The 13,033-nt window shown below is 36.9% G+C and carries 11 protein-coding genes; all 11 read left to right on the forward strand.

Translation table 11 applies throughout. The features are described 5' to 3' along the window. The first annotated feature begins 229 nt into the window (after nucleotides 1–229). The 11 genes from CBF29_RS06145 (at nucleotide 230) to CBF29_RS06190 (ending at nucleotide 13,017) form a co-directional block, all read left to right on the forward strand. Nucleotides 230–775, forward strand: coding sequence for a hypothetical protein (locus CBF29_RS06145; RefSeq protein ID WP_126808523.1), 546 nt, complete (start codon nucleotides 230–232; stop codon nucleotides 773–775). A 15-nt stretch (nucleotides 776–790) separates the two neighbouring features. Next, on the forward strand, nucleotides 791–1,225 hold the full coding sequence (locus CBF29_RS06150; protein WP_126808525.1) for a hypothetical protein: 435 nt from the start codon (nucleotides 791–793) through the stop codon (nucleotides 1,223–1,225). Further along, a complete protein-coding gene (locus tag CBF29_RS06155) occupies nucleotides 1,225–2,214 on the forward strand; it encodes a hypothetical protein (protein ID WP_126808527.1) in 990 nt (329 codons plus the stop codon). Before CBF29_RS06150 ends, CBF29_RS06155 begins: the two co-directional genes overlap by 1 nt. 17 nt (nucleotides 2,215–2,231) lie before the next feature. After that, nucleotides 2,232–2,774 carry a hypothetical protein gene (locus CBF29_RS06160; RefSeq protein ID WP_245987287.1) on the forward strand — a complete coding sequence of 181 codons (543 nt, stop codon included), beginning with the start codon at nucleotides 2,232–2,234 and terminating at the stop codon, nucleotides 2,772–2,774. Next, the gene (locus tag CBF29_RS06165; protein WP_126808529.1) at nucleotides 2,771–3,535 is read left to right on the forward strand and encodes a hypothetical protein; all 765 of its coding nucleotides are present in this window, start codon (nucleotides 2,771–2,773) and stop codon (nucleotides 3,533–3,535) included. The genes CBF29_RS06160 and CBF29_RS06165 overlap by 4 nt, the downstream gene beginning before the upstream one ends. Nucleotides 3,536–3,562: 27 nt before the next feature. After that, nucleotides 3,563–4,672 (forward strand): fibronectin type III domain-containing protein, encoded by a 1,110-nt coding sequence (locus tag CBF29_RS06170; RefSeq protein WP_126808531.1) that lies wholly within the window; start codon nucleotides 3,563–3,565, stop codon nucleotides 4,670–4,672. 69 nt (nucleotides 4,673–4,741) lie between these two features. Next, the gene (locus CBF29_RS06175; RefSeq protein ID WP_126808533.1) at nucleotides 4,742–7,315 is read left to right on the forward strand and encodes a carbohydrate binding domain-containing protein; all 2,574 of its coding nucleotides are present in this window, start codon (nucleotides 4,742–4,744) and stop codon (nucleotides 7,313–7,315) included. Between the two features lie 4 nt (nucleotides 7,316–7,319). Next, nucleotides 7,320–8,435 (forward strand): hypothetical protein, encoded by a 1,116-nt coding sequence (locus tag CBF29_RS06180; protein ID WP_126808536.1) that lies wholly within the window; start codon nucleotides 7,320–7,322, stop codon nucleotides 8,433–8,435. After that, nucleotides 8,435–8,578 carry a hypothetical protein gene (locus CBF29_RS13720; protein WP_170170008.1) on the forward strand — a complete coding sequence of 48 codons (144 nt, stop codon included), beginning with the start codon at nucleotides 8,435–8,437 and terminating at the stop codon, nucleotides 8,576–8,578. Before CBF29_RS06180 ends, CBF29_RS13720 begins: the two co-directional genes overlap by 1 nt. A gap of 1 nt (nucleotide 8,579) precedes the next feature. Then, entirely contained in the window at nucleotides 8,580–10,952 is a 2,373-nt protein-coding gene (locus tag CBF29_RS06185; RefSeq protein ID WP_126808538.1) for a hypothetical protein, read from the forward strand. Nucleotides 10,953–10,992: 40 nt separating this feature from the next. Further along, nucleotides 10,993–13,017, forward strand: coding sequence for a DUF859 family phage minor structural protein (locus tag CBF29_RS06190; protein ID WP_126808540.1), 2,025 nt, complete (start codon nucleotides 10,993–10,995; stop codon nucleotides 13,015–13,017). Nucleotides 13,018–13,033 lie beyond the last annotated feature (16 nt).

The raw sequence follows: 13,033 nt of genomic DNA on the forward strand, positions 1-13,033 counted from the left end.
AAAAAATCGTTGCTGTTGTCTTAGAAGGTCAAGCAATTGTCAATGACACTGATGCATTAGCACGTACTGACTTACAAAATGAGTTTGTTACATTGAAAAAAATGGGTATCCAAGTTGGTCAAGTATCTGTTTATGGAATGTACAAAATCACTAAATAAGCCATAAGTATTTACATCTAGGGATTAATTTCCCTAGATATTATCGAAAAAAGAGAGGGCGAGGAATTAAAATGACAAGAAAAAGAATTGATAAAGATACGGAAATTACGGTAATGAGCACAGTTAGAAACGGAAGCTTTCATTACAGTAATAAAACAGGAACAGTTGTGATTGATTTACAAGAAAACGGAGACGATGACTTCATTGACTTTGCATCACTGAAACAAATGTCATCACGTAGTAAGTCTATATTAGGCGACTTTGAGTTATTAATTACTGGAGTAGAAGATGATGACCTAACGATCGAAGATGTTGTTAGAGAGCTTAGATTGGATGATGGTTACAAGGAATTGGCCTCTATTACTGGATCAAAAGATATGCTAATTGAACAAGAGAATGTTGAGAAATTCCTAGTGGAATGTGAATCAGAAGACTTGGAAAAGATTATGAATAGCAAGAAAAGCAAAATCGGTAAGTTTTTAATTAGAGAAGCTGTTTATCTTCATAAAGAAGGTATTTTAAATGATTTTAATAAAATGAATATTGTTGCGGAGGCGGCTGGTATTAAGTCTGATGACGTTTCATCATTCTGGGCTGACGTTGCATCTTCTAAGTAAGAAGGAGGTGACAAAATGACAGCAACCAAATTTGAGGGTGTTTATGATCTATTTCTATCACAAATAGATGATTATGGATTGGCGCAATCCGAAGAGAGCGTTGTGGAGGATGTCTTACAAAAATATCTATTAAATGGATATCTTCACATATATTCAGTTCTTGGTGATGTAAACCTTTCTACAGAAAGCAAGGCATTTTCAAGAGAGTTGACAATGATTGAGAAGCTGCTATTCGCCAAGGCGATGAAATTAGAATGGGTTGGAGAGAAGCTTAATAGTGAAGAGCTTATGCGCAAAGAGATCGGAGATCGAGATTATCATGCAGTTCAAGGTGTGGCTTATATAAAAGAGCTAAGAGGACTGTATGCAGCACACAGCGAAGAGTTAAGTAGATCCAAGATTGATTACACGTATAACAATGAAGACATGTTTAAGGAGCTGCTTAACTAATGGTTAATTCAATTCAAAAGTATAAGAGTAGAATCAAAGGCTATGGCGATAATCACTATGATAGAACACTCCTTAGAAAGTCTAGAGGTTTTGAAACATATTTCAAGAATGCCTTGAACAAAGAGGAGTGCGAAATAGATGGAGATAGTACATTTGCTGTATTCCAGGATCACTCACAGTCCAACAATAAAGACTTGTCCGATGATAAGTATGTAATCTTGCCAAACTCAACAGTGTGTAATGTAGGTAGTTACATTGTATGGAGAGACTCTAAATGGTTGGTGTTTACAGAAGAGTTTAAAACAATTCCAACTCATCAACAGCTGAAAATCAAAGAAGTTAACGAAGAGATTAGATGGATTGATGATAATGGAAAAATTGTAAATAACGGAAATGGCTGGGGAGCTTATGTTCAAAACCAGACGCTATATACGCTTGGTGTTAGTTTTACTGGGAATAATATCGCTGTAGTAAATGCCAAAATGATGATGTATATGCAAGACAATGAGCAAACTAAGACATTGAAAGTTCAAGACAGAGTTTTCATTGGAGATAACGTCTATAACGTAATGTTCATGGATAACGTATCTAGAAAAGGTCTAATAAACTACTTATTGGAACAGGATACGATATCGGAAACATACGATAATACAGAGCTTAGAATTGCTGATTACTATCGAAAGAAAAAGGATGATCAAGAAAAAGAAGATCCGTCTGGAGAAGAGATAGCAATAATTGGCGACGAAAAACTAAGGATCGGTAGAACATATGTCTTTAAATCTAGTAAAGATGATCAAGTTGAAGAGTGGATTATTGAATCACTTGGAGGTACCACATCACCTTTTACTATTCAAGAAAAAGACAGCACAACTATGACTCTAAGAGTCAAAGATGACGCTAGGTTAGTTGGAACAATAGCAAATTTAATTGTCAAAACTAAGAATAGCGGAATCGTAAGTAAGAATCTTAAAATAATTAGTCGGTTTTAAAGGATGGTGAGATAAGAATGGGACGAATTGAAAAAATGAACGTGCCGAAGAGAGGTAAACGGTCTGGAGCGTTGATGAATATCACAAGATGGAAAATGGATATCCTAGACACGCTTAGAAAAGATGACGAAATTTCGAAACTGCTTTTCTATGACTCAGAAGATGCTTTGAGTAGAAAAACTTTAACAGATGATCAGCAAGTCGATTTGGTTAACTCAAAATTAATTGGCTACAGATATGTACCAGAGGTTGTTGAAAAGACTGGCAGCTATATTTCAATCGGCATATCACATTTCGAACCCCAGGAGTCATTTAGGCAATTTAGTGATGACTACGTTATGGGTTATATCACATTTTATATTCTTTGCGACATGGCAATTATGAATACAGAAGACGGATATAGGAACGACCTTTTGGCTGCCAGGGTTTATGACTTGTTCCAAGAGAGTTCAGAATATGGGATGGGTACATTGAGATTAGACACAGCCCTGGAGTTATGGACTCAGAATAATAAATTTGGAGGATACACTTTGTCATTCAAGGTGGTGGACTTCAAGTGAGTTATGAAATTGATAAATATGACCTGCTATTCCAAACAAGCATACCAATCAGCGATTATATTTCATTTAAAAATCCAACTGTAGAAGAGGTTGCTAAGGGATCAAATTTTACTAAATATAGCAGCATATTTGTAACGAGTACAAGGGAAATGTTTTCTCAGTTCCCAGAGGTAGATGAGTTAGAACTGCGATATCCAACGATTAGAAGTATCTTGATTGACAAGGAAATGCAGGATAATAACTTTCTAGGAATGTATTTTGGTGAAGGAAAGGTAACTGGTAAAGAGCTACTTTTTGAATCACTTGAGTATTGGACTGGAATAAAAAAAGAGAAATTTAAACTCTTAGCAAATGGAAAAATCATCTGCACTTCGCCAGAGTGGATTATAGACGAAGAAGAGTTTAAGAATATAGCAGAATTAGTTTCTATGATTACATCATACGAACCTAACAGTGATTTTATAGCACCTCTTAATATGACTCCAACCAGACACAAGGTATGGATGAATATGTATAAGGGTAGGCTAAAGAGACTGAAAAGAAGCAAAGGAACACTGGCAGATAAAATACTGGTTTTATCAATCAGTAATAATAGTTATCTGCCAATTAATGAGATAAGAAAAATGACGTACTTTCATTTTTGTAAACTAAGTATCTTGCTTTCGGAGAAAGAAGGTTATGAACTCAGATGGATGTTAAATGCTTCTCCAAACTTTGAGACGGATACTAAGATAGCACATTGGAAGGAAACCATAATTTAAAAAATACACTATAGAGGTGAAGGAAAAATGGCAATTTACGGTATGAAAGATGCATCAAACATGATCTTGTTTGATAAAAAGACTGGTCGCCCAGCAATGTTTATTAACTACGCTAACGCGACTTCAAGTGAGTGGTCTGCTGAGGCAGTATACGCTACTAAGAAAGGTACAAAAGCTATTCGTTGGGATGCTGCTCGTGAAGGTGTTTTAACAGTTGAGACAGAATTATTCTCATTAGAATTATTAGCTTTAGTAATGGGTTCTGACGTTGAGAACGGAACTTCTGGAGTTATCCAACGTAAACCAATTACATTAGATTCAACTCGTCAATTCAATTTAGGTGAAGGAAAAAACATTGTAGGAAGTTCAGTATCAGTTGTACCAGTTGACGCTGACTACGTTGATCACATTGGTCAACCATTACAAAACCGCACTTCTGATATTTCTAAAGTGCCAGCAATTACCAACAACGTTGTTGTTACTGCAATTGACAAGTCGGCAAAAATCACTTGGGCTACTTCTAAGTTAGCTGATTCTTATGATATTTTCCGTAACGACGAAAAAGTTGGTAACGTGGAGGCTACATCATTTACTGATAGTGGATTAGATCCAGAAACTGAATACACTTATGTAATCAAAGCTGTAAACACAATTGGTGTTTCTGCACCATCTGCTCAAGTAAAAGCTACAACTGCTGCAGAAGGAACTTCAACTGGTAAGCCAGTTCGTGCTACAGAAGAAGACATCGAGAAAGCTTTAGCTGTAGAAGGTAAGTTACATGATGTTGGAGAAGGATTAGCGACATTTACTTTCGAAGAGGGGAAAGTAATCTTTGATAAAAACGCATTCCCTGGAGAGCATTATGCTATCTACTTTGAAGAAATGGTTCCTGGAGTGCGCAAGTTAACAATTGCTGCAGATAAATTCCCTGGTAACTACGGAATCATTGCAGACGCTCAAATCCGTGAGCAAGAAACAGGAATTGACAACTTGGTTCAAATGCACTTCAAAAATGCTAAACCACAACCTAACTTTACGTTAACGCAAAGTTCGACAGAGCCAACAAGCTTGTCTATCACGTTTGACTTGTTCCCAGACAACGAAAACATCTTAGCTGACATGAAAGTGATCGACTAAGAAGAACAACCTGGACTCTCGAAGTAATGTTTGAGAGTCCTTTTTATCGAAAGATAAGGAGGACTGTTTATGAAACCAGTAGTTAAATACTTATTAAACGGCGAATACCACTACGCTACAGTTAAGGACATTGGCGATATAGAGAAGTTAAAAACAAAAGTTAAAACTGATATCGTTTCAGCCATAAATGAGTTAGCGATTGGTGGCGGGAACAGTGAAGTTATAAAGGATCTAAATGATAAGCTTGTTGAGATCGAAAACGGATTGGGAGATCTAAAAGTAGAAATCGGCAGCGGAGGATTAAACGAAAAGCAAAAAGAGCAGATAGAAGGCCTTTTAAAAGAGATACCTCAAGTAGACTATGAAAAAATTAATGCCGAGATAGAGAAGCGAATGGAGGAAACTAAGCAGGAGATAGCTCAAACAACTGAGTTTATTAAAAATGAAGTTTCTGCAGCTAAGGAGCAAATATCCGATACAAAAGCAGGTCTGGACGAGGCAAGGAAAGATCTTTCAGAAGTTAAACTTAACTATAATGAGGTTACTGAAAAGTACAACGAGGTAACTGGAGAGCTTGAAAAGACCGTAAAAAGTAGTCAATTTGACCTATTAGAAACACAAGTTTCCGAAAACGAGAAGACTCTTAAAGAAACAGTAGACGGTGTAAAGGATTCAATCAAGAGAAAAGAATGGGATATAGCACAAGATCGCGTAACTACTTTGGAAAATTCTGTTGAAAAAACAGCAGAAGGTTTAAAGAAGACGATGACTAAAGAAGAGGTTCGAAAAGAAATCAATCTTATTGATACATATCGACCTAACTTAATCATGGGGACTTTAGACTGGACTGGATGGAATCAAGATTCTTCATCTGGAGTGGAAATTCTTCAAGAAACATATCAGCATTGCACGGTTGCTTCTATTAACAGCTCTGCAAAAATGATCTCCGCTGTAAGCGATTTGGTGCAGGGAAGAACGTATCAAGCTAGCGTGTGGGCTAAGATTACTAAAGGCGGAAAGTCTAACGTTGCAGTTACAATTTCTGGCTCTAACAAAGTTTCAGTCACAGAGACACTAAGCGTTGACGACAACAAGGATGTAAGTGAAACATGGAGACGATACAGTGTAGCTATCGTAGCTCCAGACAATGGAACTTGTACAATTAGTTTCCAGTCAAGTGGGCTGTCGACATCACACAAAATGTTCCTAGCTGGATCAAAACTAGAGGATGGATCAAATGCGACTGGATGGAATGTTCATCTAAATGATAGCTATGAATCAGTTAAGAAATTGAGCCATACAGTAAAAGAAAATGCCGATGGTGTAAAAAGTGTTACTGAGAGTGTATCTGAAACCAAAAAGGGTATAGAGAAAAACACTCATGAGATAGAAACGTTGTCAGACTCTCAAAAGGAAACAATCAAAAAGGTAGAGGATGTTGACGGAGAAACTAAGAGATTAAGCAATGAGTTAGTTAAGACAGCCGAATCCCTAGAGTCAAAAATCACCAGAGAAGATATGACAGAGATTTTTGACGGCATGGAAAACGGCAATGTTAACTTAATATCTAATAGTAATTTTTTTAATGACAAAGCTAACTGGACTGCAGGAAAAGAGTGGAATGTAGTAGGTAAAGCTGGTAGAAACTATATTTACACTAGTAGAAGCGGTTTAACTGCTGATATGGAGTTATCTGTATTTAGCGAATATATTCCAGTAAAACAAGATGCGAAGATGAGTTTTGGCTTAGACATGTTCATTGATGACATCAGTAAGTACGACGTTAAAAAGCCAGTTAGAATTGAGTTATACGACAAGTCGAATAATAGGTTGCACTTCAAAGATTATCAATTAAGCGAGTTGATAAGCGTATCTGTTAATGGTCATAATTCAAGACTTGGTGGAATACTTGTGGCAGATAGAAAAGATGTGGCAAAAGCTAGAATTAGACTATCCCTTCAAAGAAACGGCGGAATTGGATTTACTAATGTATCTGTAAAAATTGGATCAATCACAGATAAGTCTTGGATGCCGTCACCTGGAGATAGCGGAGTAATAATAGCCAAGCTAGAAACAGCAATCTCTCAAAAAGCAGATGGTGTTGAGATAAAAAACGTCAAAGAAGAATTAGACAAAACAAACAGTAGCGTCAAGCTTATGGATACTCAGTGGAAATTAGAGGCTGGAAAAATTTCTCAGAAGATAGAGAAAGTGGAAGGAGACACCGTCTCAAAATCCGAATTAGAGAATACCTCTAAGGGGTTTAAAAAAGAAATTTCAGAGGTAGCGACAGCTGTAGAGAGGCGAATTAAAGAGATAGAGTTAACACCTGGAGAAGATGCATATAACATTCAAATTATATCATCACAGGGTTCAATTTTCAGAAATGGAAATGGTAGAACAAAGTTATTTGCCTTTGTTTATAAGGGGTCAAAGGACATTACAGAGGATTTAAACTCGGCATGTTTTATATGGAATAGAGCATCACAAGATAAAGATTCAGACAAGATTTGGAACGACAAGTATGCTGGCGGAAGAAAAAGCATAGAGATAACGAACGAAGATGTTTATAAGAGGGCAACATTTAGCTGCTCAATAGACATGGAACTATCGGAAAAAATACTAAAAACTAAGGAGCAATAATAATATGGCACAAGTAATATCAACAGGACAGATAACGATCGTAGATTTATACGATGCACCAGCGCTAAATGCATGGATCAGCTCTTCGCAGACGACGAGACAAACATATAACAATACAACACTAACATATTCACCAAACTATGCTACAACGCCACAAAAATTAACTTTAAACCTAACGAGGGCAGGTGGCACGGGGTCACTACTTGGAGAAGATGTGTCTGGAGTTAAGTGGACTAAAATTGTTGGCGATAAATCTACGGAGATTACATCGACGACAGAAGAAGACATTGAGTTCAAAGGATCGACAAACAATAGCGTATTAACAACTAAAACAAATGTTCCGACAGCAAATAATGCAATTATTTGGAAAGTAGAGGGTATTTGGACTGATCCTAATACATCATTGCCGATTAGCTTCCAAGCAACTATTGACTTGACTCTAGTTCAGTTGGCCAAAGCTTCTATCATTCCAAACGTTTACGCACCGAATGGAGATTTCTTTAGAAATAATACACCATCAAGTTTAAAAGTTAACTGTGATTTATACAAAGATGGATCTATCTCATCTGGGAACAAGAAGTTTAAATGGTTTGCAGCAGACTCAAAAGTAGTAATATCCCAAGATGCCGACGCTGGTGTTGGTTGGAGAAAAATCACAGCAATAACTGGAACATCTGGAGAGACTGTCAATACTGGATTCGATGTTTCAACGACGTCACAAGGAGTTCTCACAGTATTCCCAGATGCGGTCATCAACTCTCAAACATATCTGGTAGTTTTAACCGACTCTGCGGGAGGCACAAGCGGACAAAAAGTTAAGCAATATATAACTTTAAAAGACATGGACGATCCTATTATGACAACGGTAGAGTCGACTAATGGAAACATTTTAAAGAATGGTTCTGGATCAACAATCTTAACTGCAAGGCTGTTTCAAAACGGAGAAGAGATAGACTCAGATGGTAAAAAATACACTTACAAATGGACTAAATGGGAAGATGGAAAAATGATTCCAACATTTGGAGGAGCTGGCACAGCCCACAAGTTAGGCAAGAGTCTAACGGTAGGTAATGCTGACGTTAACTCAAAAGCAAACTTTAAGGTGGAGGTAGAGGCGTAATGAAAGAATATAAAGCGAGAATCATGATTGAAAACGAACTTAAAACCATCACATACGAAACAAGCGAAAATCCAATAGAATACCTATGGGGTAGATATGGTATGGATAGCTATATTGACTACATTGAGGAAGTTGTAGACTAATATGACTAGAGTAATATCTAGAGGAGAAATGACCATTGCAAATATTAGCGATGGTCGTGACTCTTATCTACATAGAGCGTGGTCTAATTCTAGTGATGGAGGATTGGACTTTACAACAAAGTTTGTTGAAGATATGCGTTTTATTGGTACATATGTTAGTGACAATGAAAAACAAAGCAACAATCCAAAGGACTATGATTGGACTCCTTTATTCGATAATGTTGTTGTCGGGGGAAGAAACCTTTTTATAAGATCAACAGCTACTGAGCAGTTTTTGAATACAAATAACATTCCAGGAACAGGTGATGAGCAAAATCTTCTATCTGACTTTATACAAGTTGACGAATCGACCAGTTATATCTATCAGATATGGACGAAGATAGATGGCAAACTACTTCAAAACTGGAGCGCATGGACTTTCTATGACAAGGATAAAAAACCAATAGGTGCTAGAAATTCTAAATACTATGGAAATACTCCTAAAGATAGTGAGACATATGATTCGATTGTAATAAAAACTCCAGAAAATGCGAAGTATATAAGAATTGGATCAAGATACTTAAAAAATGGAAAGTTTAAATTTGAGAAAGGTAATGTTCCTACCGATTGGTCTCCTGCACCAGAGGATATGGCAACCAATGACGATTTTAAAGACACATCTACAAAAATCAGTAAATTGGAGCAAGACTCAACAGGTTTCAAGCAAACAGTCGCAGAGGTTTCAAGCAAAGTTGACGGTATGGAGATAGGTTCAGTCAACCTAATTTCAGATAGCGATAAGGAATGGACAGGTTATAGTAGAGAGTTTTTTACAACTTTTGACTTAGCTCCTATTTTTGAAAAATATGGATTAGACAAAACGTACTCGTTGTCTTTGGATCTTAAATCGAAAAATACATCAAAGACGAATGTAATTCAAGTATACATGCAAAATGGAAGTGGAACCAAATATAGCTTTGTAAATAAAACAGTTTCAGTAACTGAAAGTTACAAGCGATATAAGTTTGAATCGTTAAAGCCATTAATTAGCAAAAAAGATGAAACGAAAGCTCTACTTGCATTCTACGGTACATATGATACTGGAAATATGCCTGTTGTAAAGAACATAAAGCTAGAAATAGGTACAAAATCGACAGACTGGACGCCAGCCATTGATGACATGGCAACGCAAAATTCTCTATCTGAATCGAATAAAAAGATATCATCATTAGAACAGACTGCTAACGGTTTTAAGCAAGAAGTTGAACAGGTAAAAAAAGATAATCAAGCAAATAAAACTCAAATTGAACAAACGGCCAAAGAAGTTACAAGCAAACTTTCAAGTGTCGAGAAGAAAGTCGATGGTATTGAAATTGGTGCTACAAACTTAATACTAGACTCAACGGGCAGACATATTGGTTTATATGGGTTCAATGGTGGATGGGATAAAACTGAGAATGTTACTGTTGATGAGTGGAAAACTAAAAAAGCCCATGGCTTTAAAGGTAAGGGATCAACTAAACAAATTTTTGCAACTTTTAACACAAACAAGGGTGATCCTGAAAAAGTTACAAAGAATGGTGTTTCCTATGTACATTCCATATACATCAAGAACAATCATGAAAAAAACAACCTCATCCTTTCAAATAACATGGGAAACAATGTTTGGGTTAAACCAAAGGAAATAAAAAGAGTTGTTATCTATGGGACAGGTACTGGTGGAGCTCATCTGCAGTTAAACTTTATGACTGACAAGGCAGGGGATGAGATTGACTTTGTTTATTTCAAGCCAATGATTGCAGAGGGGACAGTTGTTTCTGACTGGCATCCAGCACCAGAGGACGTGTTAAATGAAATAGACGTTTTAAGAAAAGATGTCGAATTTAAGCTAACACCAGATGAAATTTACGGTATGGTTTCTAGCTCATCTGAATACCAGGAATACATGAGTGACATGGCCACCAGCGAAGAGTTCGATGAAGCCAGGTCGGAATTAGATAAACTACATGATGTTATGGACGGAGAAAATGGCCTAGTAACAAGGTTCGGTAAGTTTGAACAAACGACGAATGAATTTGGAGTTACCCTTGGTGATATTGTTCAGCAGGTCGGAAGCAATAATAAAGAGATTGAAGACATGCTTCATTTCATGACATTTAAACGTGGAGAGAAACCTAATGACGCTTTTATGAGTATAGGATCAAGCGCTGACTCAATGGAGGTAAGAATTGGTAGAGGTAAAATATCATTCTTTGATGGTGGTGTAGAAGTTGCTTACTTCTCAAAACAACAGTTGTATATCAAAAAAGGTATTATGACAGACTCGTTCCAGGTTGGATCTCACATATTCGAAAACAAAGGTAACGGAAGTACAGTTTTAACATTCTCTGAATAGATTAATTAGAATTTAGATAAAATAAAAGGAGAGATATAATTTGGCTTTAAGTGGAGTTATAAATGGAACATTTAGTGGAACGGCAGCTACTAATGTGAAACCAGTATTAGAGTGGAAGGCAACGCAAAATATTTCCAATAATACATCTGCCGTAACAGTCTCTTTAGTTTTTATAAAATCAAATAGCTACTGGTATCCATACAACTTAGGAGGACATAATGTCGCTATTACTATAAATGGTAATAACGCAACATCTAGTAGAGCTATTGATATGAGAAATACAAGTAGACAAGTAATATGGAGCAGAACTGTTACAGTCCCCCATAATGCGGACGGAACAAAAAGCTTGAATATTGGTGGGTCTGGCTCAACTGGTATCAACCTTGGGAGTTACAATGTAAATGGAAGTATTACTCTAAATACTATCCCCAGAAGTTCTAGTATGTCTGTCTCACCAACCTCTCTTAATTTTGGTGAGACTGTTAAATTCAATATTTCTAGAGCAAGTGGATCGTTCACCCACTTAATTAATTATAATATCAACGGTACTAGTGGTAATGCAGTAGCCAAAACGAATAGCACGACTCCAACATGGACTATACCGCTAGACTTGATGAAGCATTGCACCACAGCAACATCTATAAACGTAACGCTGTGGCTAGATACATATAACGGAAACTCAAAGATAGGTGTTAAACAATACTCTGTAAAAGTAAATATTCCAGCATCTGTTACTCCAACAATCTCTCTATTCTCTACAGTTGAGAAGAATACAAAAATTTCAACACTTGGATTAGCTGCTAACAATTTTCTACAGGGTAACTCTCAGATAGAATGCACTAGTAGCGCCTCCTCTCAATATGGAGCGTCTATTGTTAAATCTACAATCGATATAACTGGTTTTTCTAGTATTAACAGTGGGAATACAGTAGTGAACTTAGCTGGAATGACTGGACAAGTTGGTGCAAAAACAGCCAAGCTAACTGTAACAGACTCAAGGGGGAGAACAGCTGAATCTAGTAAGGAAATTACAATTCATGCATATGAGCCACCTAAGATTAACAGCTTCAACGCAGAGAGAAAAGGTACAAATATAGTAGTTACTAAGTCATGTACATACTCTGAAGTTGGATCAAATACCATTTCTTACTCGCTAACAAGAACTGGTGGGGCGACTGGCAGCGTAGGAGATATAACACATGATACAAATACATATACATTTGGTGGATATGCAGTAGATAAATCATATGAGATTACAATGGAGATATCCGATAAGTTAAATAGCGCGTCTGGAATTGTCATTGTCGGAACTGATAAACAACTAATGCATATTGATCGAGATAATGGGATAGGGATCGGAAAGTATAGAGAGAACGGGATACTAGATGTGTCTGGCGATGTTTATATTGATGGAAAATTAAATCTGTCAAATGGATTCGAGTCAGTATACATTCCATCAAATTCAGATTTGGATAACTATAACAATGTAGGTTTTTACTATAATCCATCAAATGCGGAGGCTAAAACTATAAAAAATACTCCAGAAAATTGGTCATTCTCACTGCTAGTAGAAAAACATGCTGGGGTAAGGCAAACACTTTCTATTTATCATGATGAGTTTCCAAGAACTTATGTTAGAAATTTCTACGAAGGTGTCTGGGGGAAATGGAGACATCTTGGAGGATTTTACAAACAGGAAGAGATAGAGCCAGCGTCTGGATTCACGAAATACGGCACTGGAAGTGGATCTAGCAACACTCCTTTGGTGATTAGAATGGGGAGTGTTGTAATGTTAACTGGAGCCTTTTCAAATACATCCGTAATAAATGGGAATAACACTATAAAAATGGGGACAATACCGAAATGGGCTCGCCCAGATGGAAATATAATTGCCAGAAGCAAAAACCAGGCGTCTGGAGGCAACAGCCATTGGGTAGCTGTCGGATCTGATGGAACTATTAGCACTTCGAGGCATGGTTCTTCTGGCCAGTGGACTAATGCGAATGTTGGATCTTATTTAACCATAGATATGATGTATCTTGTAGAAAATTCTGATAGTTATTAGAAAAGGGAGTGTTTAT

This window comes from Vagococcus elongatus (genome assembly GCF_003987645.1).
GTDB lineage: Bacteria > Bacillota > Bacilli > Lactobacillales > Vagococcaceae > Vagococcus_A > Vagococcus_A elongatus.